The organism is Pseudoalteromonas rhizosphaerae, from assembly GCF_028885455.1.
Lineage (GTDB): Bacteria > Pseudomonadota > Gammaproteobacteria > Enterobacterales > Alteromonadaceae > Pseudoalteromonas > Pseudoalteromonas rhizosphaerae.
In genome coordinates this window covers 4,582,855-4,605,224 of sequence record NZ_CP118496.1, presented here as the reverse complement: position 1 = coordinate 4,605,224, position 22,370 = coordinate 4,582,855, and the positions used below count along the sequence as shown (strand labels likewise).

General features: G+C 41.1%; 20 protein-coding genes. 9 read left to right on the top strand and 11 right to left on the bottom strand.

Going from position 1 to position 22,370, the window contains the following annotated elements:
* Nucleotides 1–28 precede the first annotated feature (28 nt).
* Complete coding sequence (locus PVK79_RS19860) at nt 29–2,050, top strand: marine proteobacterial sortase target protein (protein WP_257324065.1); 2,022 nt, start codon at nt 29–31, stop codon at nt 2,048–2,050.
* Nucleotides 2,047–2,643: a class GN sortase gene (locus tag PVK79_RS19855; RefSeq protein WP_145235426.1), complete on the top strand. Its 597-nt coding sequence runs from the start codon at nt 2,047–2,049 to the stop codon at nt 2,641–2,643. Before PVK79_RS19860 ends, PVK79_RS19855 begins: the two co-directional genes overlap by 4 nt.
* Here PVK79_RS19855 and PVK79_RS19850 read toward each other — a convergent pair.
* Entirely contained in the window at nt 2,535–3,497 is a 963-nt protein-coding gene (locus tag PVK79_RS19850; protein WP_145235428.1) for a DMT family transporter, read from the bottom strand. The genes PVK79_RS19855 and PVK79_RS19850 overlap by 109 nt on opposite strands.
* Nucleotides 3,498–3,626: 129 nt before the next feature.
* On the opposite strand from PVK79_RS19850, the gene proB reads away from it, so the two are divergent.
* The 3 genes from proB to gltX all read left to right on the top strand — a co-directional run bounded on the left by proB (nt 3,627) and on the right by gltX (nt 6,911).
* Nucleotides 3,627–4,730, top strand: a complete 1,104-nt coding sequence (gene proB, locus PVK79_RS19845) for a glutamate 5-kinase (protein WP_145235430.1) — start codon at nt 3,627–3,629, stop codon at nt 4,728–4,730.
* Between the two features lie 261 nt (nt 4,731–4,991).
* Nucleotides 4,992–5,351 (top strand): glutaredoxin family protein, encoded by a 360-nt coding sequence (locus PVK79_RS19840; protein WP_145235432.1) that lies wholly within the window; start codon nt 4,992–4,994, stop codon nt 5,349–5,351.
* Nucleotides 5,352–5,426: 75 nt separating this feature from the next.
* Complete coding sequence (gene gltX / locus PVK79_RS19835; protein ID WP_182717159.1) at nt 5,427–6,911, top strand: glutamate--tRNA ligase; 1,485 nt, start codon at nt 5,427–5,429, stop codon at nt 6,909–6,911.
* A gap of 140 nt (nt 6,912–7,051) precedes the next feature.
* Here gltX and PVK79_RS19830 read toward each other — a convergent pair whose 3' ends face one another.
* Entirely contained in the window at nt 7,052–7,303 is a 252-nt protein-coding gene (locus PVK79_RS19830) for a LexA family protein (protein ID WP_149983453.1), read from the bottom strand.
* Nucleotides 7,304–7,362: 59 nt separating this feature from the next.
* Between PVK79_RS19830 and PVK79_RS19825 the strand changes: the two genes are divergently transcribed.
* Nucleotides 7,363–8,478, top strand: a complete 1,116-nt coding sequence (locus PVK79_RS19825; protein WP_257324033.1) for an IS630 family transposase — start codon at nt 7,363–7,365, stop codon at nt 8,476–8,478.
* Nucleotides 8,479–8,651: 173 nt separating this feature from the next.
* Here the strand turns inward: PVK79_RS19825 and PVK79_RS19820 are convergent, their stop codons facing one another.
* The 7 genes from PVK79_RS19820 to lptD form a co-directional block, all read right to left on the bottom strand.
* Nucleotides 8,652–10,667, bottom strand: a complete 2,016-nt coding sequence (locus PVK79_RS19820) for a methyl-accepting chemotaxis protein (RefSeq protein ID WP_182734710.1) — start codon at nt 10,665–10,667, stop codon at nt 8,652–8,654.
* Nucleotides 10,668–10,800: 133 nt separating this feature from the next.
* Complete coding sequence (locus tag PVK79_RS19815; RefSeq protein WP_257324064.1) at nt 10,801–11,616, bottom strand: symmetrical bis(5'-nucleosyl)-tetraphosphatase; 816 nt, start codon at nt 11,614–11,616, stop codon at nt 10,801–10,803.
* A 203-nt stretch (nt 11,617–11,819) separates the two neighbouring features.
* A complete protein-coding gene (gene apaG, locus PVK79_RS19810) occupies nt 11,820–12,209 on the bottom strand; it encodes a Co2+/Mg2+ efflux protein ApaG (RefSeq protein WP_145235442.1) in 390 nt (129 codons plus the stop codon).
* The gene (rsmA, locus tag PVK79_RS19805; protein ID WP_145235444.1) at nt 12,193–13,002 is read right to left on the bottom strand and encodes a 16S rRNA (adenine(1518)-N(6)/adenine(1519)-N(6))-dimethyltransferase RsmA; all 810 of its coding nucleotides are present in this window, start codon (nt 13,000–13,002) and stop codon (nt 12,193–12,195) included. The genes apaG and rsmA overlap by 17 nt, the downstream gene beginning before the upstream one ends.
* A complete protein-coding gene (gene pdxA / locus PVK79_RS19800; protein ID WP_145235446.1) occupies nt 12,999–13,991 on the bottom strand; it encodes a 4-hydroxythreonine-4-phosphate dehydrogenase PdxA in 993 nt (330 codons plus the stop codon). The genes rsmA and pdxA overlap by 4 nt, the downstream gene beginning before the upstream one ends.
* Nucleotides 13,992–13,994: 3 nt before the next feature.
* Complete coding sequence (gene surA, locus PVK79_RS19795; protein ID WP_145235448.1) at nt 13,995–15,290, bottom strand: peptidylprolyl isomerase SurA; 1,296 nt, start codon at nt 15,288–15,290, stop codon at nt 13,995–13,997.
* A 36-nt stretch (nt 15,291–15,326) separates the two neighbouring features.
* The gene (gene lptD, locus PVK79_RS19790; protein WP_145235450.1) at nt 15,327–17,573 is read right to left on the bottom strand and encodes an LPS assembly protein LptD; all 2,247 of its coding nucleotides are present in this window, start codon (nt 17,571–17,573) and stop codon (nt 15,327–15,329) included.
* Nucleotides 17,574–17,676: 103 nt separating this feature from the next.
* Between lptD and PVK79_RS19785 the strand changes: the two genes are divergently transcribed.
* Genes PVK79_RS19785 through djlA form a run of 3 tightly spaced genes read left to right on the top strand, consistent with a single transcriptional unit; the run spans nt 17,677 to nt 20,252 of the window.
* Nucleotides 17,677–18,681 carry an aminoglycoside phosphotransferase family protein gene (locus PVK79_RS19785; protein ID WP_257324063.1) on the top strand — a complete coding sequence of 335 codons (1,005 nt, stop codon included), beginning with the start codon at nt 17,677–17,679 and terminating at the stop codon, nt 18,679–18,681.
* Nucleotides 18,681–19,352: an N-acetylmuramate alpha-1-phosphate uridylyltransferase MurU gene (gene murU / locus PVK79_RS19780; RefSeq protein WP_257324062.1), complete on the top strand. Its 672-nt coding sequence runs from the start codon at nt 18,681–18,683 to the stop codon at nt 19,350–19,352. The genes PVK79_RS19785 and murU overlap by 1 nt, the downstream gene beginning before the upstream one ends.
* Before the next feature lie 27 nt (nt 19,353–19,379).
* Nucleotides 19,380–20,252 carry a co-chaperone DjlA gene (djlA, locus tag PVK79_RS19775; protein ID WP_149982088.1) on the top strand — a complete coding sequence of 291 codons (873 nt, stop codon included), beginning with the start codon at nt 19,380–19,382 and terminating at the stop codon, nt 20,250–20,252.
* On the opposite strand, the gene PVK79_RS19770 is transcribed toward djlA, so the two are convergent.
* Complete coding sequence (locus PVK79_RS19770) at nt 20,235–21,164, bottom strand: alpha/beta hydrolase family protein (RefSeq protein WP_257324061.1); 930 nt, start codon at nt 21,162–21,164, stop codon at nt 20,235–20,237. The two genes, djlA and PVK79_RS19770, sit on opposite strands and share 18 nt — an antisense overlap.
* 76 nt (nt 21,165–21,240) lie before the next feature.
* A complete protein-coding gene (gene rluA, locus PVK79_RS19765) occupies nt 21,241–21,894 on the bottom strand; it encodes a bifunctional tRNA pseudouridine(32) synthase/23S rRNA pseudouridine(746) synthase RluA (RefSeq protein WP_145235460.1) in 654 nt (217 codons plus the stop codon).
* Nucleotides 21,895–22,370 lie beyond the last annotated feature (476 nt).

The window sequence follows — 22,370 nt, the reverse complement described above, 5'->3', positions numbered from 1 at the left end:
CCAAGTAGCCGCCAAGGGAGTGATTTTTATGTTGAGTAAACCAAGCAAAGTGCTGACCCGTAGCCATTTATGGTTACGGGGAAGCCTTTTTACCTTCATCGCGTTTGTTAGCTGTGCGAGTAACGCCAGCACATCGCCAGAACTAACTATGTTCGACAGCAATGGTGCAAAGGCAGCGCCTGGCGTTATCTTAAAAAGTGATGCCACCATGACAGTCACCGGATTGATAAACCATGTCGTGGTAACTCAACATTATCGCAATGAAAACCCGTTTGCTGTTAATGCACGCTATGTCTTTCCGCTACCCGATGAAAGTGCGGTGCATGCTATGACTATGCACATTGGTGAGCGAGTGATCAAAGGTGAAATTGATAAAAAAGCACAAGCCGAGCTGCGCTTTCAACAGGCGCAACAAGCGGGTAAACAAGCCGCTTTAGTGCGCCAGCAGCGTGCAAACATGTTTGTCACTAATGTGGCAAACATCGGCCCTGGCGAAGAAGTGCAAATAGAGCTGCAATATCAAGAAGTGATTGATTATCGCAGTGGTACATTTGCACTACGATTTCCAACCACGATAACGCCGCGTTACCATCCGATTAATGGGGTATTAAATGAAACAGCAGAGGATATGATTGACTCGCAGAGTAATGAGTTATCATCAGCGAGTATTGCTGCCACCGGTTGGATTGCACCGATTTACATGGCCACTAAAAATACCGGCTCGGTTCAAGGCGAGTTTAATCTAACGGTTAATATTGATGTTGGCCTAGAGCTGGTGGATATTCAGTCTAAATATCATCGTATTAATACCGAAAATCTGGCATTTGGTCAGTATCAAGTTACTTTAAATGAACAACGTGCCGTGAAGCGTGATTTTTTACTGGAGTTTAAACCGCTGCAAAAAGAGCAAGCGCAAGCCGCATTTTTTACTGAGCAGCTCAGTAATGGTGAACGTTATGGATTATTAATGTTGCTGCCGCCGGATGATCATTTTACGCAGACTCAGCGTCTAGCAAGAGAAATGATTTTTGTAGTCGACACTTCCGGCTCTATGCACGGACAGTCAATGGAGCAAGCCAAAAGTGCACTTCATTATGCGTTATCGTTACTTGATAGTAACGACAGCTTTAATATTGTCGGCTTTGACGATCAAATTATGCCTATGAGCGATAAACCTGTGCCGGCTAATGATTTTAATTTACGCCGTGCTGAGCGCTTTGTATATAATTTACAAGCTGATGGCGGCACTGATATTAAAGGGGCATTAGATGGTGTACTAGATGCTCGTGAGCATCTAGGGTATGTGCGTCAAGTGGTATTTTTAACCGATGGCAGTGTCAGTAATGAAGATGCATTGTTTAAACATATTAGTGCGCAACTAGGTGATAGTCGTTTGTTTACGATTGGTATCGGTAGTGCGCCTAATAGTTACTTTATGCGTCGAGCTGCAGATGTTGGACGCGGAACGTTTACTTATATTGGCAGCAGTAGTGACGTGCAACCAAAAATGCAGCAACTATTTGATAAGTTAGCTCATCCTGCAATTACTCAACTTGCGCTTAGCAGTGATTTGGCAAATCAAGCTCTTGAATATTGGCCATCGCCGTTACCCGACCTGTATTTTTCAGAGCCGGTGATGGTTGCTATAAAGCTTGATAATAATGCCGGCGTTACTTTAGCGGGGCAAACGGCGCAAGGACCGTTGTCGATAAAGTTAAATACACAACAAGGGCGACCGGCTCATGGAATTGCAAGGTTGTGGGCACGGCAAAAAATTAAATCATTATTACTTTATAACGAGCAAGAGCAGGTTAAAGCACAGGTTGAGAGTCTAGCGCTTGAACATCAATTACTTAGTCCGTTTACCGCCTTTGTAGCGATTGAACAGACACCATCGAGCACTGTTGCTGAGCAGAATGTGCAAGTGGCTAATCAACGACCTCAGGGTCTAGCAATGAGTTTGCCACAAACTGATGGGCAAAGCAGACTACATATTTTACTCGGTTGCATGCTGTTGGCTGGATTTGCAGTGTTGAGACTGAAAAAATGAAAGCAGTGATTGGCGCTATATTGTTGATTGTTGGCTTGGCGTTGCTTGGTCATGGTAGTTATATGCAAGCTAAAGCGTGGCTGGCACAACACCTTATAGAGCAGGCTTGGCAAGTGGCACTGACAACGCCAGAGCAACAAGTTAAACCCTGGTTCTATGCTGATAGTTATGTAACTGCACAACTGAATTGGCCAAGCCAAAAGCAAACCTTAACAATATTAGCAGGAGCCAGTGGCCGTAACTTAGCGTTTGCCCCGAGTCACTTTTTAGCTAGTGCAGAGCTAGGCTCTGAGCAAGCAGGCGTGTTAATTGCTGGACATAATGACACTCACTTTGCTTTCTTACAAAAAGTGAATGTGGGTGAGCAATTTAGCTTACAAACGCAAAATGGCCAAATTGATCGCTATCGAGTGCGTGGGATTGCGGTTATTCATCAGTCCCAGTACGATTTTTTAGCGCATAAAGGCTTGTATTTATTAACCTGTTATCCGTTTGATTCTTTAGCCTCCGGGACTGAATTACGATTATTAGTCTCTGCCGATAAATTGCCATCACCTGCATCGGTGTTATCTATGTCTACGACCAATTCTTGATGACGCTGACTTATCATTACACCTACAAATACCACGCCAATGCTGAGCCATTGGCTAAGAGAAAGCACTTCTCCCAAGATAATTGCTGATAATATTAGGGTGAAAATCGGTATTAAATTTGAATAGGCTGCGGCAGTGAGCACCGACACCTTACTAATTGCGTAATTATACAAACCATAGCCGCCTAAGGTGACGCAAGAGCCTAAATATAAAATACTTAATAATGCGCCAAGGTCGTGTTGATTTTCACTGGGTAAATCAATAAACAGTAAAAATGGCGCAAAGAACAGACTACCGCTAAAACCTTGCAGTGCAATTAAGGTTAATGGTGAGTAGCGAGCAACTAAATGTTTAACTGAAATAGTATAAAATGCAGCGCAGACCATTGCCATTAACTCCAAAAAGTTACCCAGCAATGGATTGGGAGCCTGCTCTGAGCTTGGCGACATTAAAGTTAATAAGATACTGCCGCCAATACAAAAAGTGAAACCAATAACAATGGCCTTACTAATGTACTCTTTGAGCATAAAAAACGCTAAAAGTGCTACGATAATCGGTAAGCACGATACAATAACCCCCGCTTGAGAAGCTGAAGTATATTCCATCGCATGGCCTTCAAATAAAAAATACAAACAGGGCTCAGCCAGCGACATCCCCACCAGATATTTCCAGTCACCTTGATGATATTTAAAGCGAATAACGTAACGCCATAAGCACAATGCCATGACTAAGGTGGTTAACATGCGTAAAAAAATCACCAGTGCAGGGTCATAAATGGCGATCGCGTATTTTAGCGCGATAAAAGAACTGCCCCATAAAAAGGTGGCGATTATTAAACATAAACTGGCTGGCATGAAGGTCGCTTTAAAGTGAATTAAAACACGATCCTAGCACGTCAGCACCGTGATTGAATATTTTTAACTTGTTCAAAAATCGATAACTGGTATAAATAAATCCTTCAATATTTTTGTGTAGTAAAAAGCATGCAAAGGGCACAGGTAATAGTGGTTAAGCTGGGAACGAGTGTACTCACTGGTGGAACCGATAAACTCGACAAAGCACACATGGTTGAATTAGTTCGCCAATGTTGTGAATTAAAAAAGCAAGGTCATCAAGTTGTGCTGGTATCAAGTGGCGCGGTGGCTGCTGGCCGAGAGCAACTATTAAAACCCTGCGGTCGTTCTTTGATTGATAAACAGATGCTTGCCGCGATTGGTCAAGGTCAGCTTATCCACATTTGGCAAAGCTTATTTGCTTTATATGGCGTCAATGTAGGGCAAATGCTACTGACTCGCGCTGACGTTGATGACCGAGAACGCTACCTCAATGCCCGCGATACTTTAACTGCATTATTAAGTTATGACGTGGTGCCAATCATTAATGAAAATGATGCGGTCGCAACTGCTGAAATTAAAGTAGGTGATAACGACAACCTCTCAGCACTGGTCGCTATATTAGCTAATGCCGACAAATTATTATTACTAACCGACCAAGAAGGTTTATTTACCAGTGATCCACGTACTGATGTTAATGCGCAATTAATTGACGAAGTGGCACATATTGATGATGAGTTACGCCAGCTTGCTGGTGGCAGTGGAACTAGTCTAGGCACGGGTGGTATGGCAACGAAATTGCAAGCCGCTGATATCGCTCGTCGAGCCGGGGTGGAAGTGATTATAGCCAAAGGTGCTGGTAAAAATGTGATCCTTAATTGTATGAGCGAACAGTTACCAGGAACACGCTTTGTAAAGCTAACAGCGCCAAGAGATGGCCGTAAAAAATGGCTGTTAGCTGGACCTAAAAGTAGTGGCCAAATAGTGATTGATGATGGCGCAGTAAATGCTTTACAGCAACAAGGCGCTAGTTTATTAGCCAAAGGCGTACGCGGTGTGCGCGGGCAGTTTGAACGTGGCGATTTGATTGATTTAGTCACCAGTGATCAACAATTAGTGGCCCGTGGGTTAGTACGTTTTAGTAAAGCTGAAACCGATACTATTAAAGGTTGTCATTCAAGTGAAATTACAAAGTTGCTAGCTTTTGATTGCGGTAGTGAAGTGATCCATCGAGATGATTTGGTGTTGTTTTAGATTATCAAGCTACTACATTGTAAAACATTAAAGTCATTCCTTGAGGATATAAATGAATAGTTTAATAATACAGCAAGACTCAAGCTTTTATTCTTTGATGCCGGCCTTTTCACTGCGGTATTGAGTTTTGCTTTATATTTTTAAAATAACGTGGATTGCTTTACTTTTTAGGAGATGGATTCGCGTTCTTTGATGCTATTTTAGCTTTATATTCTGTGCTAAAATCTGTGCCCTTAAATTGTTGTAAACAGGGCCCCGTTGATGAAATTAGTTCGTTGGTTATTAGGTAGTTTGATCTTATTTTTTGATTTTGTTTTTACACCACGTAGTAAAAAACGTCCTGCGGGAGAGCAAGCTCAGCTTGATCAACTCACTGCACAATTTAAACTATATCAATTCAAAGCTTGCCCATTCTGCGTAAAAGTGCGCCGTGCAATTAAACGCGAAGGGTTAAAAGTTGAAACGCGCGACGCGAAAAGTAATGAACAGTATCGTCAAGAATTGCTCGAACAAGGCGGAAAAATAAAAGTACCGTGTCTACGTATCGAAAAAGATAACCAAGTCACTTGGTTATATGAATCAAACGATATCATTGCTTACTTAAATAAAGCTGCAGCTTAATATTCATTTTTCAAGCGCATTTGCTGTGTTAGCATTTAGCGCATATTTTATTGCCCATTGAAAGAGAACATAACCATGACAATTCGTACACGTGTTGCGCCGTCACCAACCGGTGACCCGCATCTTGGTACCGCTTATATCGCCTTATTTAATTACTGTTTTGCTAAGCAGCAAGGTGGCGAATTTGTACTTCGTATTGAAGACACAGACCAAGTACGTAGCACTTCAGAATCAGAACAAGCGATTATGGATAGTCTTCGTTGGTTAGGGCTTGAATGGGATCATGGTCCTGATGTCGGTGGTGAGTTTGGTCCTTATCGTCAATCAGAGCGTAGCGATTTATATAAAAAATATGCACATCAGTTAGTTGATGATGGCAAAGCATTTTATTGTTTTGCAACTAGCGAAGAGCTGGACCAAATGCGTGAAGAGCAAATGGCTGAAGGCCTGCGTCCTAAATACGATGGCCGTGGTTTAAACCTTACTGATGACGAAATTAAAGCCAACTTAGCTGCCGGTAAGCCTTACGTTATACGTATGAATATTCCAAGCGAAGGTACCTTTAAATTTAACGATTACTTACGTGGTGAAATTGAGATCCCGTGGGAAAACGTTGATATGCAAGTGTTACTAAAAGCCGATGGTTTCCCAACGTACTTCTTAGCAAATGTGGTTGATGATCACCACATGGAAATTAGCCATATTTTCCGTGGTGAGGAGTGGATCAACTCTGCGCCAAAGTTGCTAAAATTATATGAAGATTTTGGTTGGCAAGCGCCGGTGCTTGGTCACTTACCACTATTACGTAATCCAGATAAGTCAAAGCTATCTAAGCGTAAAAATCCAACTTCTATTAATTACTATAAAGAAATGGGGTACTTACCTGAAGCGGTACTTAACTACCTTGGACGCATGGGCTGGTCAATGCCGGATGAGCGTGAAAAGTTCACGCTTGCTGAAATGATTGAACATTTTGATATGAAGCGTGTATCTCTCGGTGGCCCAGTATTTGACGTTGATAAACTAAGCTGGTTAAACGGCATGTGGATCCGCGAAAACTTCAGCAACGAAGAGCTAATTCAGCGCTTTGTAGATTGGAAGTTTAATGGGGCAATGCTTGCTAAAGTATTACCAGAGGCGAAAGCCCGCATTAATACCCTATCAGATATGGTTGATTTAGCCGGTCATTTTGTCGGTGGTATTCCAACTTACGACCCTGCGTTACTGACCGCTGGTAAAGCCGATGAAGATGTAATTCGCCAAGCTTTACAGTTCTTTATCTGGGAGCTTGAGGGCTTACGAAGCTGGGAGAAATCAGCAATATTTGCTATAGCTAAAGCGGTGTCTACTTTCCATGAGCTGAAGATTAAAGACTTTTTAGAGCCGATATTTGTCGCTATTACTGGCAAAACGTCTTCAACATCAGTACTTGATGCAATGGAAATATTAGGCTCAGATCTATCGCGCGCACGTTTACGTGTAGCACTTGCGCATTTAGGTATCTCTAAAAAGCAAGCGAAGAATATTGAGCGTGCGTATCGCGAGTATCCTGCTGCATAGGTAAAGTAATCTAGCTAAGCTTGATGATCATTAGAAGCCGAACTTTATTAACGTGGAGTTCGGCTTTTTTGTGGAAAAATAATGGAGTATTGCCAACAAGCAAAGCTAGTACTCGTTCACAGAAGTTCTGATCAGTTGCCTTACTTAAATTCAGGCAACTGATTTATTCCTATCAATAGCTTTATCGTTCGGCTTTTTCCAGCAGTTGAAGTGATGAACCCTTTCTTTTTAAGCGTTAAAATCATTGCATGAACACTTGATGATGCAGTTCCAAAATAACGCTCAAAATCATTTTCAGCAGGTGCAACACCATTCACTTTTGTGTAGTAATAAATAAATGCCAAATACTGCCCTTGTTTCACAGTGAACGACGGCAACTCTTCTTTATTCATAATGAACTTTTATCCTAATTGACGATCCTTTAACTCATATTTACTCATTTAATATTGTTATGAACCGAAAGTATATTGTTGAATTATCAGCAGAAGAAAAATGCGAATTAGTTAACTACTGCAAAAAAGGCATGGTCAATGTTCGAAAGTACAAACGAGCCGCCATTTTATTAAAAGCGGACCGTTGTCGATATACAACAGATCAAATATGTGAAGCGGTTCAAGTGAGCTCTTCAACTGTATTTCGAGTCAAACGTCAGTTTGTCGAAGACGGTTTAGAAGCCGCTTTAAATGAAGGTGCACGAAGTGGTGCTATGAGAAAAACCTCCGCGAAAGATGAAGTAACTTTAATAGCCACAGCCTGTTCTGAGCCGCCAACAGGACACTGCCGATGGACATTAGCGTTACTTGGCGAGCGATTAATAACATTAACGGATTTAGACAGTATTTCATATGAAACGGTTCGTAGACGCCTTAAAGAAAATGCGTTAAAGCCATGGCAAAAAAAGATGTGGTGTGTGGCAACAATGGACGCTGAGTATATTGCAAGAATGGAGCATGTACTTGAATTATATGCTGAGCCAGCGGATGAGCTCAATCCCATTATTAATTTTGATGAGGCGATGAAGCAACTTGTTGATGATACACGGCCAGTACAACCGATGAAAAAGGGACAGGTAAAACGCCTAGATTATGAATATAAACGGGTTGGCGTGGCTAACTTATTTGTATTCTTTGACCGTCATCGGGGTTGGCGACACGTTAAAGCAACACAGAGGAAAACGAAAGTTGATTTTGCACACTGTATGAAGGACTTAGTCGATGAACACTACCCACATGCGAATAAAATTCGTGTCGTGCTAGATAACTTATCGACTCATACGGAAGGTGCGTTATATAAAGCATTTTCACCGCAAGAAGCACGACGTATTTTAAATAAAATAGAGTTCCATTACACACCTAAACATGCGAGTTGGTTGAATATGGTCGAGATAGAAATTGGCAATATGAATAAGCAATGCTTAGATCGGCGCATAGCAAGTATGGAAGAGTTAAAGACAGAGCTCACGGCGTGGGAATGGCGCCGAAATAAAGAAGGCGCCAGTATAAATTGGATGTTTAATGTTGATTCAGCACGTGAAAAACTAGAGAGAGCTTACGGTGCTCTCAACTAGTCAAAATTTGTGTGACGAAGTACTAGTGTGTGGACGATGAAATAATAATAATTGGCTGTTCTCACGCAATTTGTTAGCTCAGCAGTGAGAAGTGGGATATCGGTGGTTTATTTTTTTCAAAAAAAAGCCGTGTTTTAAATCAACACGGCTTTGTTGTTTTAATTTGCTTTGCCCTAGACTTTGAACTCATCTACAGATAAGCGTAACTCTTCGGCAAGTTTAGCGACCTCAGAGCTTGATATATTAGTCTGATTAGCCCCCTCTGCGGTTTGTTCTGCAATGGCTACAATAGACTCAAGGCGCTCGCTAATCTCTTGTGAGACTTGTTGTTGCTCTTGTGCTGCTGTCGATATTTCTTCACTCACATCATGTGCTAAAGCAACCGCTGAGGTGATTGAATCCAGTGCTGCGTTGGCTAGGTCTGATTGTTCAACACAAGAATCAGCTTGTTGCTTGCCTTTAGACATTGCAGTCACGGCTGCTTCCGCGCCTGTTTGCAATGATTCTATCATGGCTTGAATTTCTTGAGTCGAGGCTTGTGTTTTACTAGCCAATGAACGAACCTCATCAGCAACAACGGCAAAACCACGACCTTGTTCACCAGCACGTGCTGCTTCAATAGCTGCATTAAGTGCTAGTAAGTTAGTTTGATCCGCGATACCACGAATAACATCAAGAATACTACCAATTGAGGCGCTATCTTGATGAAGCTTATTAATGACTAGTGAGGCTGATTCAACTTCACGAGCTAGCTGCTCAATGGTCGATTTATTCTGGCTAGAAATACCCTTAACACGCTCAGCTTCTTTATCGGCATTTTTGATTTCTTTAAGTGCCTGTTGTGCGCTATTGCTTACTGTTTGTGAGGTACTGCTCATTTCCGTTGTCGCTGTTGCAGCTTGTTCTACCTGTGCTTGTTGATTACGAATTGCTTGACTTGATTCACCGGTGATAGCAGACGTTTCTTCTGAGGCCGCAGCAAGTTGTGTGGAACGAGATATAATACCTTGGATCAAGCTGCGTAAGCTGGCTATAAGTGTATTACAGCTACGCGATAGTTCACCAAATTCATCTTTAGCTGTATCGTCTAGACGTTGTGTCATGTCGCCACTAGCAACAATATCAAGAATGCGGTTTACTTCTGCAAGCGGTTTAGTAATGCGGTTAACCGTTATATAAGCTACGATTATGGCTAACAAAGTTGCGCTGATCATACCAACCCAGGTCCATAAATTAGCTGAATCTACGTCGGTCCTAACTTCTTTTTGCAATTCAAAAGCAACATTACTAGCTTGAGAAACTAATTCATTAAGTTGTTTTATTGCAGTTGCCGTAGCTTGCTCTGCCTCTGTAAGTTCCTTTTCAGTCATTGCGATTACATCAATTAAACGCTTTTTGTTAGCTGAAATACTATTGTTGCCGAGAATGTTATCGCGAAGAGAGACGAAGTAATTGTTTAGATCGTTATATAAACCAGGCTCTGCTGCTTCAACAACCGGTTTTAGTAGCTTTAAGCTACGCTCAATCTCCTCTAAATAATAAAGCTGCTCATTTTTGACGATATCTAAGGTATTTTGGGTTTTAACTGTCAGCATGTCAGTGCTGTTGGTGACTAAAGACAAAAAGTTATTTTCTAATTTATTAGCCGCTTGATAGGCTCTGCTATCACTGCTTTCTAAACCATCAATATCGATAATATCCAAAACCACAGAATTAGCATCTTCCGCTGCAAGCTCTATCGTTTCTAATTGTGCTCGTAATGATTTATTGAGTTCTAATTGGGTTTTTTTATCTTTTAATAAATCTTCTACTAATTTAATAAAGCTTTTGTAAGTTCGCTCAACGTTTTGACTATTTTGATTTAGTTGATCGTTGTCACGTACAACGAGTTTTAACTGTGAATAAGCTTTATCAAAGCGTTGTTTTTGTTCGAACACCAACTTTTCAATTGGCGCAAGCTCTGCTGCTGAAGAGGTATAAAAACTAGCTTGGGCGGCTTTACTCATCAGGATAAACTCAACCTGTAGTTCTGAGCTTTGTTCTAATGCCGGCAATGATAATTGATTTACTTGCTGTGCTGAATTATTAATATTTGCGATTCTGAACAGTGAATTACCCCCAATTAAAAGAAGTAATAAGGTGATACAAATAAAACCACCCCAAATACGTTGGCTGACAGTTAAGTTCATATAAAAATTCCATAAAGAGAGTAGCAATTAGACTTTATCGGCTTTATTGCGGATAAGTTAAGTAATTAAATTCAATTACTTTTAACATTCGTTACTATAAATCTAACAGAAGATGATTAATTTTTCAGTTAAATTAGATGAAATCAGTAGAATTAGCGCTAAAGTATTGCTTATTTTTTAACTCCATCAAGCTCAGCTTCCCACCCCATACACAGCCTGTATCCAAAGCATGGATATTTGCATGATTAGTTACGCCCTCAAGAGCAGCCCAATGTCCAAATACAATGTGCTGTTTAAAAGTTGTAAATTTTGGGTGCTCAAACCAAGGCATCATTGCAGTAGCGTTAGTAATACTACCTTTATAGCTTAACTCTAATTGTTCATCAAGGGTTAAAAATCGCATTCTGGTAAAGTAGTTAACAATATAACGAAATCGCTCAAACTCATTGAGTTGCTCACTCCAAAGGCCTGGGTGCTGCTCATACATATGTTTGAAAAAATCGCGCGCATTCTCACCTTGATAGCAGGATTCAGCAAATTGAGCATGTTGCAGAGCCTGCTCAATGGACCATGCGGGGTTGAGGCCGGCGTGGCTAATAAATACCTGTTCTGTTTTAAGCCATAGAGCCAATGGTTGCTGCTTTAGCATGGCTATATAAGCAGGTAGCTTTGCTGAACCAAGCAGGGCGGTGAGCTTGTCTTTTGGATTAGCGGGTTTATCTAACATATAATTGGCAATCAGGTGTAAGTCATGATTACCTAAGGTAACGGTGATACTATCTTGATGTGTATATAAATAATCTAGGCAGGCAAGAGAGTCGGGGCCGCGGGCGACAATGTCGCCCACTAAATAAAGGTGATCTTTACTTGGGTTGAAGTCAACTTGCAGCAACAAAGCTTGAAATTCTTTATAACAACCTTGTAGATCACCTATCGCATAATTTGCCATTATTTAACCTAAATTCGGGATAATAAATCTATCTCCTGTGGCTATTTTCAACGCTAACTGCGTTGAATCTACTTGCAATAGGCCAGCTATTGACGCGTAAATTCGCCTTGTTATCTCTGAAAATCTCCGACAGGACAGCTTAAAGGCTAGTTATATCATTAAATCAATGCGTTAATAAATATCTTAACCCGATTTCAGGTTATTTAATGTAAAATATTAGGCAGTGATAAACGAAAAACATTAATAGGTGCATCAAACTCTGTACCGAACTCATTCTTCAAGGTGTAATAACCTTGCATCGTTCCTACGGGAGTATCTAGCACTGCACCACTGGTATATTTATAGCTTTCACCAGGACCAATAGTTGGTTTTTCACCGACGACGCCTTCACCTTGTACTTCGATTTCTTTACCATTTGCATCAGTGATCAACCAATAGCGGCTAATTAACTTTGCGCTGCATAGACTGTGATTTTTAATGGTAACGGAATAAGCAAATACATATTTATCAAGTTCAGGTTGTGATTGACCCTCAACATAAAATGTTTCTACCGATACTTTGATGGGTGAGCCCAAATTACTGCTTGTTGTCATAAATCCAATTAGCTATATCAATAAATTGTTGTAACGAAAGGCTTTCAGCACGCAACGTGATATCTATACCAATGCTAGTTAATTCATCTGCGGTGAGTAAATTAGCTAAGCTGTTGCGCAGTGTTTTGCGGCGCTGATTAAAGGCCTCTAAACACACAGTGTTAAGAATTTTAGTACTTTTTGCTGTACGTTGCTCTGGCTTTTTCGGTATTAAACGAATAACGGCAGAATCAACTTTCGGTGCTGGTTTAAAACACTCTGGTGGTACTTCGATGACAGGCATTGCATTACAGTAATACTGTGTCATTACGCTCAAGCGACCAAATGTTTTACTACCAGGTCCTGCTACCATGCGTTTCACCACTTCTTTTTGTAGCATAAAGTGCATATGCTCAATGTTGTCGGCAAACTCAAATAAATGGAACAGCAATGGTGTTGAAATATTGTATGGTAAATTACCAAACACTTTTAGTTTGTTGCGGTCAGCTTTGATCAAACTTGAAAAATCAAATTTCATCGCATCACCTTGATGCACAGTAAGCTTAGGCCCTAAAAATGGGTGCTCAGTTAAGCGCTGGGCTAAATCTTTATCTAGTTCAACAACCGTTAAGTGGCCACTTAGCTCACTTACCGGTTCAGTGATAGCACCTAGACCAGGACCGATTTCAACTAAATTATCTTCAGGTTTAGGATCAATCGCGGTGACGATTTTATCGATGATCATCTCATCACATAAAAAGTTTTGCCCAAAACGTTTGCGGGCGCGGTGTCCTAAATGTACTTTATCTGTCATTGATTTTGTGCTTTTTCATGGGCGAGCTTAATTGCTTCGCGGATCGCTAATTCAAAACTACCTACATCAGCATCACCAGTACCTGCTAAATCGAGCGCCGTACCGTGATCAACTGAGGTGCGTATAAACGGCAAACCAAGGGTGATATTAACTGATTTGCCAAAACCTTTGTATTTTAGCACAGGTAAACCTTGATCGTGATACATTGCCAGCACTGCATCAGCTTGTGATAGATATTTGTCTTGGAACAAGGTGTCAGCAGGCAATGGCCCGATTAAATTCATACCTTCACTATTTAGCTGTTCAATGGTTGGGGTGATGGTGTCAATCTCTTCACGCCCTAAATGGCCATCTTCACCCGCATGAGGGTTAAGCCCACAGACTAAAATACGTGGTTTTTCGATACCAAATTTAGTTTGTAAATCATGGTTTAAAATACCTGCAACTTTACTTAAACGCTCACTTGTAATAGCACGTGATACATAAGCCAGTGGGATGTGCGTGGTCACTAGTGCAACTCTTAAGCCTTCAGTAGCTAATAACATCACCACATCAGGGGTGTTTGATTGTTGGGCAAAGTATTCGGTATGGCCACTAAATGAAATGCCAGCTTTATTGATAATACCTTTATTAACAGGACCAGTTACAACGGCTGCAAACGTACCATTCATATTCTTTTCGCACGCGATACGCAAGGTATCGAGTACGTATTGACCGTTGGCATCATTTAACACACCCATCTCAACGTCGGCACCTAAATCAACTTGGTGCAGATAGACACTCCCTGCAGGGGCGATTACAGCTGGTGCATTTTCATCAAATGGAATTAAATTGATTGTTAAACCAAGCTGTTTGGCTCGCTGTTGTAATAATTGCTTATCAGCAATCACAACCAGCTGCGCAGGCCAATCATGCTGTGCAAGTTGCAACAGTAAATCTGGGCCGATCCCGGCAGGTTCGCCGGGAGTAATTGCAATACGTAGGATCATTGGTTATTCATCAATTGGGAAAATTTCAACATGGGCTTGTTCACGCATTTCTTGCTGCCAGTTAAAGCTTTCTTCTTTAAATTTACGATTAAAGAGCATGCCGTGAGCACGGTTACGTTTAGCTAGTTCGGTTTTATCAGCTATACGTTTGTCTAATAGCTGCACTATATGCCAACCAAATGTGGTTCTAAACGGGTCACTGATCTCATTTTTATCAAGTGATAGTAGGGCATCTCTAAACTGTGGCGCATAGGTCGTAGGATCTGTCCAATCGTACTCTCCACCTTTAAGTGCAGAGCCTGGATCTTCTGAATACTCTTTAGCAAGTTCACCAAAGTCAGCAGTCCCAGCACGTAAATCTTTAGCAAAGCCATTAAGCATATTGCGGGCTTTTTCTTCGCTTAAGATGATTGACGGCTTGATTAAGATATGGCGAGAGCGCACTTCGGTTGTTTCAACAACCTGGCGACCACGAATGTCTTGAACTTTAATAATATGAAAACCAGCGCCTGAACGAAGCGGGCCTATAATGGCATCTTTTTTGGTGCCCTTAACTGCTTCAGCAAAGAGTGATGGCATTTCATTAATGCTCATCCAGCCTAATTGACCACCTTCAAGTGCTTTTGAACCACTTGATGATGAAATGGCGATACGTTTAAATTCTTTCCCGTCTTGTAAAAACTCAATAACTTTATCTGCGCGAGTTTTTGCGCTAGCAATTTCATCCGCAGTGGCATTATTTGGAATATCAACGAGGATATGGCCAATGTCATACTCTTCCGTATTTTGACCTTGGCTTTCCATTATTTTTAAGAGATTATCAACTTCTTGTGGGCTAATATAAATACGACGGTCTACGTTTGCGCGCATTACTTGTTGAGTTGTGATCTCTTTACGAATTTCTTCACGATAAGATTGGAAACTCTCGCCTGATGATTCAATAGTACGGCGTAGGTCTGCGATTGTTCCGCCTTGCTCTTTCGCCATACCAACCAAAGTTTGGTCCAGTTGGCTATCAGAGATTTCTAACCCCATACGCTCAGCTAATTGCATCATCAACGCTTGATTTACTAAACGCTCCATTGCTTGAATACGTAGCGTATCATCCGAAGGTAATTCTTGTCCTTGCTCTTTGGCTTGGGTTTTTACGCGGTTAACAATAGTGTTTACTTCACTTTGTAAAATAACCCCTTGGTTTACAATACCAACCACCTTGTCTATTTCAACAGGGGCTGCGAAAGCGCTTTGGCATAAACCAAGCGTCAAAAATGCTGATGCTAATAATTTTTTTAAATTCATACTTTTTCTAATACTCTTGCTAATAGTACGGTGATACTAGTTATTAAGAAAATACGGTCTACGATAGCCAAAAATACCTTGTTGTAATAATTTTTGTGCATCATAACGGCTTTTACTACCTAACCCTTTTAAGACAATATTAAATCCAATACTTGAATCAAAAGTGGCTTGTTCTTGGCCTATCGCTTGATTTAAATCAGTTGCGATTTGGCGACGGGCGGTAACTTGAAAGGCCCAACAGCATGATTCATATTGCAATCCGCTGAACACCTCGACACTACGACCGTTTTCTAAATCACGGTGATAGCTACTTACAAACTGCCATTGATCACTGAGCGGAATGCTAGTAAAAAAGCCAACTTGTTCGATTGTATTGCCTGAGACATCATTTGCATAGCGATGGTTCAATTGAACGAGTTGATTATCGTCACCTTTATAATCTAAGGTCACATTTGACTGGATAATCTGTTTACCATCGGTGTCATATTGAATTCCGCCTGATAAATACCAGCGGCGGTGCCAATGTAACATGGTTTGTGCGGCAAACAAGGCATTATAGTTGGTATCTGAGTTTAACCCTTGCGATGTTGGCTTGGCTGAGTCACTTAAATAAAATATTTGACCAGCACTAAAATTAAACAACTCTTCACTTTTATTATTAAATAAACGCGTGGTTGCACCTAATGTAAATTGATTTGCTGCGGCTATACGATCCACACTTGAAAAACGACTATCACGGAATAAACCAAAAAAATCATCTTGTAATTTTGTTGTATCGTATAAACCTATATTGGATTGATCTTTATTCGGTGTATACAAATACTGCAGTTGTGGCTCTAAGGTTTGAATACCATCATCAGCGAAGATAGTGGTTTCACGCTCAAAGTTTAATTGGCTGTATAAACGCACTTTAGGCAAAGTACGCGATACTGATTTAGCATAATCAGTATTTGCCAAATCACCTTCTTGCTTATAGTTAGTGTGCAATACGCTAAATTCAGATAAAAACGACCATGCATGCTCTTGGTAGCCGTAGCTTGCTTTTGGTTCGATGTGTAAACGAGTTGCTTTTTCAATAACTTGAGTGTCATTTGTAAAGTGGCTCAGTTCACCGTCTAGGGTAAGTTCAATATCCTGAAAACTAAATGGTGCTGTTTGCGAAAAGCTAATTTGTGGCCACGCCGCATACGATTCAACATGATCACCGAGCACTTCAAAGTTTTGTACTTTTATATCTGTACGCCAAGTATCACCTAAGTGTGATAACGAGCCAGTACGGTACAGTTGGGTGTCAGTACGTGTTGCGTAATTAGAACCCAAATCAGTGAGATAGTTATCATCGCTGACGTTGGTTATATCAACATTAGCACGCCAATTTTCGGCAAAATAACTTTGTTGTTGCCAGTGAAATAGAAAGCGCTCTTTGAGTTCTGGTTCGGAGTCGTCTTTGTCAAGGTATTCAAGTGCTACTAGACCTTCATTGCTATCACTCAAATAACGAAACTCGGTTTGCAGCTGCAAGCCTTTTTTAGACATATAGCGTGGTGTAATCGTGGCATCAAAGTTTGGTGCAATATTCCAATAATATGGAGTAACTGTTTCTACGCCGTAGCGATCTGAACTGGAAATATTGGGTGTTAATAAGCCCGACTTTCTGCGATTATCAATTGGGAAAGTGAAATAGGGTAAATAAAGTACAGGCGTATCCATAATACGCAATACCATATCATGGGTTTCGCCCCAGCCTTCATCACTGGATAATAAAATTTGTTCAGCTTGAATTGCCCACACGGGCGTATCGCTTGGACAGGTAGTAAAGCTTGCGTTCAGCAGATCTAAGCCAGACTTATTAATAGTGAGTTTTTCTGCTCCGCCGTGTGCTTGTTGATCCGTCAGCTTATAATCGGCACCAAGTAGGCTGATTTCAGAACTATTTAAATCAGCATTAAGACCTGAGCTATTTACTTCACTGATAGTGTCACGGTAAGTAATAGGGCCAGTTGCATTAAGTAACCCACGCTGTTTGTCAATTAGCGCACTTTGTGCGGACAAACTCATAGTAAGGGTGTTAATATCAACATTACCGGTAAATTCTGCGCTTTGGGTGCCAAGCAGTTCAATATCATCTGAACGGATATCGATCATGCCTAAGTCAAGGCCAGCAAGCGGTTGCCAAGCTCTGGTTTGCATTGAATTGCCACAAAAGTTGTGTGTCAGTTCAGTTTCGGCGAACGATGGTGCGCTGATCACACTTAGCATCATCATGCCCCAGGTTTTGCTCATTTATTAACCTTAATATGCTGTCGTTGGATGTAAGAATGACATAATAAAGGAAAACAATGGCAAATACAGTAATTGACTTAGTGAAAAATAGATATCTTGTAAAATGAATCGTTATAAAAGTTTACAGCAGTTTTTAAATCCGCACTTCGAAGATGAAGTATACCAGCTAGCTGCGATCACCGGAGACGCCAGCTTTCGTCGTTATTTCCGTCTAAATCGCGGTCAAGATAGCTATATAGTTATGGACTCAGATCCAGCTAAGCTTGATAACACTCCTTATATAGAACTCAACAAAGTTTTTTCTGAGCATGGTTTCAAACTACCAAAAATATTACATGCTGATGAAAAGCAAGGGTTCTTCTTATTAAGCGATTTAGGCAACACACATCTTGCTGATATGCTAGATGATAAAGAACGTATTAATCACTATAAACACCTTATAAAACTTAGTGCACAATGGGCAAAAATGCCGCCTGTTGAGCACATGAAAGATTTTGATCTGGCATTTTTAGAATTAGAACTAAGTATTTTTTTAGAATGGTTGGTAGAGGGATTTTTAGAGCTAGAAGTTACTGCTGCAGAACGTACTTTATGGCAAACGAGCTGTGAGTTATTAATTGAAAATATACTCGCGCAACCTAGCGTCACTGTACACCGTGATTTTCATAGCCGTAATATTATGCACAGTGAACAGCAATGGGCAATTATTGACTATCAAGATGCCGTGCAAGGCCCGGTATGTTATGACCTGGTATCGTTACTGCGTGATTGTTATTTTAAACTTCCTCACGATGAACTTGAATACTTACTTGAGCATGCATTTGCTGAGTTTGAGCAACAGGGCTTGCTCAGTAACATCAGCTTTGCAACCTTTAAACAATGGTTTGATTTAACCGGTATTCAACGCCATTTAAAAGCGGCGGGTATTTTTTGCCGGTTAAATTTACGCGATGGTAAACTCGGTTATATGGATAATGTATTACCGACACTGCGCTACATTAGTGATGTGGCGCAAGATCATTCATCGTTGGTGGAGCTGGGTAAATGGATCAACAGTAAGATTATTCCTGCTACCTTAGTCGCACTTAATAAAGTGCCAACTAAATAATGAAAGCGATGATTTTAGCCGCGGGTCGCGGTCAGCGAATGATGCCACTTACCGCAGAATTACCTAAACCTATGTTAAAGGTGCAAGGAAAACCATTAATCGAGCATCATATTGAGCGACTAAAAACAGCAGGGATCACTGATTTTATTATTAACCTTGCTTGGCAAGGAGATAAGATCCGTGCTTACTTTGGCGATGGTAGCCAGCTTGGTGTACATATTGAGTATAGCCAAGAGCCTGAGCAGGGATTAGAAACTGCAGGTGGTATTATTCAAGCATTACCTTTGCTTGGTGAGCAATTTATTGTTATTAATGGCGATATATTTACCGACTATGATGTTAGTTCATTACTGCATATTCACTTAGATGCGGGCGAGGCACATATTGTGTTGGTTGAAAATCCAGCCCACAACCTAAATGGTGACTTTACGTTGCGTCATCTAAGCGCAGATAGCCCCAAGTATACATTTTCTGGTATTAGTCGCTTTCATCAGCAATTTTTTGCAGGAATTACAGCGGGTACTCATCGCTTAGGGCCATTATTAAAAAGTAAATTGGCTGAGCATGTTGTCTCTACGGAGCTGTACATAGGTAACTGGGACGATATCGGAACTCCAGAACGATTAGCTCAATTGAATGAGTTGTTGATAGAGCAACAAAAAACTCATTAAGTAATTCACATATAATAGGAGCGCCTCATGTGGGGTAAAATTTTAGGTGCCTGCTTTGGCTTTATGTTTGGGCGTATTATAGGCTTATTTATAGGCTTATACCTGGGCCATATGTTTGACAAGAGTTTAAAGCAGAACTTTGATAAAGCCGGCGGCTTTTCAAGCTTATTTAAAGGCGATGATGATATTAATCAGCGCCAAGCGTTATTTTTTACCAGCTGTTTTGGAGTAATGGGGCACATTGCTAAGTCAAATGGCCGCGTAAGCGAAACCCACATCCGTGCTGCCAGTTTATTTATGGATGAAATGGGACTCACTGGTGATGATCGCAAAGAGGCACAAGATGCATTTAAAGCGGGAAAAGACGCTGATTTTTCATTAAAAGAAACTGTTTTCGATTTTAAAGAGCGTTTTGCTCGTCGCCATGATTTATTACAACTGTTTTTAGAAATTCAAATCCAAATGGCGTTTTCTGATGGGGTGTTAGCTGCGCAAGAAAAGGAGCTACTCCAAGAGGTAAGTAAGTTATTAGGGATCTCTAAAACTCACTTTGCATTTGTACTTAAACGTTACCAAGCTGAATTTTCATTTCGTCAGCAACAACAACGCTATCAACAGCAGCAACAACGTCAACAAGGGCAAAGCAGTAGTTATCGTGAAGGCTCAGGGCATCATGTACCGCCAAATAGTGGCATGAGCCGTACTCAAGCTCTGGCTTTGCTGGGGCTAAATAATGAGGCGAGTGAACGAGAAGTAAAAGTAGCGTACCGTAAATTAATGGCGCAGCACCATCCTGATAAATTAGTTTCTCAAGGTTTACCTAAACATATGATGGAACTGGCAGTCAAGAAAAGCCAAGATATTCAAGCCGCGTACGAATATTTAAAAAAGGCGGCGTAAAAACCCGTCTACTTCTTTGGTCAAGCGCTCATGTTGCTCAGGCTCAGAGCGCAAACCAAACAGCTCACGTTGGCGGTAATCATATTTACTGTGACGTTTAACCCAGCGTTTTCTATCCGCCACACTCAGCAGTAAGTCTGGGTTATCTATGTTGTAGTAAATATCCAATAACGGCGGGCTAATAGTCGATATAATCGCGTTAAGTTGTTGGTTACGTTTACTGTTTGGTAAATAACTGCTAAGGCTGACAAATGCATCTATGTTGGTATTTGGATATTCGCCATAGTGTTCGAGCAATACTCCCGCAGAGGCACCTTGTGCAATAACAACAATTTTCCCATCTTCATCCAATGCACTTTGATACAACGCATTAAAGCGTGCAATTAAGTTGAGTTTATAATTATCTATTATCGCATTGCTTATATGAGCGATAGCATCAACATGTACAACAGGAGTAGCTGTGTCAGCTGATGGTTCGCCATTGTCTAAACTTGTAGTTTGCTTAGCCGCTGCAGGTTCAGTTGTTTCACTTGCATCCGCAGGTGGCGCTGCTTGCCAATCAATATCGGGTACCGTCATAGCAATTGTGGCATAGCCTAAATCGTTAAGTTGCGTACGTAAAAAGTTGAGCCCGTTGTTATTGGTAGGTAAGTGTTGCCAATCAGGGATAATCAACACCACACCGCGCTGCTGGGCACTCATGTGTTGGCGATATAAACTTAAAAACTCAGTATCACCGGCAAGTAGCGGTTTTAGTTCATCTTGCGGCATTAGGCGTGATAAATCATTACTGCTGATTGTTGACCATGGTGTGGGTGCAATAAAGTCGGCTGCTTGGGCTGGCATGGCCAAGAAAGTCGCGTAAACCAAACTAATTAATTGCCATACTTTAAACTGTTTGCCGATAGCCATATAAACCACCACGATGAATCAATAAGTTGTTATCGGCGTGTACAGCAAAAAGTTTAGTGTGATTTTAAGCTCGTAATTAAAACTCTGGCTCAGCTTCAAAAGTCATGATTTGTGCTGTTCCCGGGTGAGTGAGCTGTAGCATTTGTGCGTGCAATTGCAAGCGCGGGGCAGCAGCCAGGGCATCAGGGTGAGCATAGAGCCTATCGCCTAAAATAGGGTGCCCCAATGACAACATATGCACACGTAATTGATGTGAGCGTCCGGTAATAGGGGTAAGTTCCACACGAGTGGCGTGCAACTCATGCTCCAGTACAGTGTAATGAGTTAAAGAGGGCTTCCCCTTGTCATGATCAACCATTTGCTTAGGGCGGTTTGGCCAATCACAGATCAGTGGCAAATTGACTGATCCCGTTAATGGCTCTAATTTACCGTACACTCGTGCAATATAGCGCTTTGCAGTTTGGCGTTCTTGAAACTGCATACTTAAATGACGATGAGCCGATTTATGCATTGCTAAACAAATAATTCCAGAGGTTGCCATATCTAAGCGGTGAACTATTTTTGCCGTAGGAAAAACACGGTTAACGCGAGCTATCAAACAATCGGCGTGTTTAGGATCTTTTCCCGGCACAGTCAAAAGTTCACTGGGCTTGTTGACGATCAGTAAATCATCATCTTGAAATAAAATGGTTAAATACGGATCTAATGGAGGATTGTAGTTAATTAACACGGCCGACCTCAATGATTTATGAGCGCGCTATTTTAGAGAAGTCATCGCTTATACACAATCAATAACGTATTAGATTAGACGCGAGAGTATTAATGAGCGAGTTAATTGGCAAGTAGTCGTTAAGCAGAGGGTATTTTTGGGCAAAAGAAAAGCGCGAACTATTGCTAGTCGCGCTTGCGGAATCTTCTAATTTTCTGCATCCTGCAATTGAACTTAATCAACTCCTAAACTTTACTAATCCATGTGATCACACTGTTACTTATTCGTTCTGCGTGATATAGGCTATCCGTGCCTCTGTCCTATGTGCTTCCTTTTGATCCTTTTTGGTAATCTCTATTACCGGTCCTTTACGCATCGTCCTGATGCTATCCCTTAGTTAACAGTTCCATTGTGATACCCTTTAGGGCCTGTCCATCTGTCCGCTTTTATAACATCCTGTCTAACAACTCTCTTGCGAGCCCTGTTGTTATTCCTTT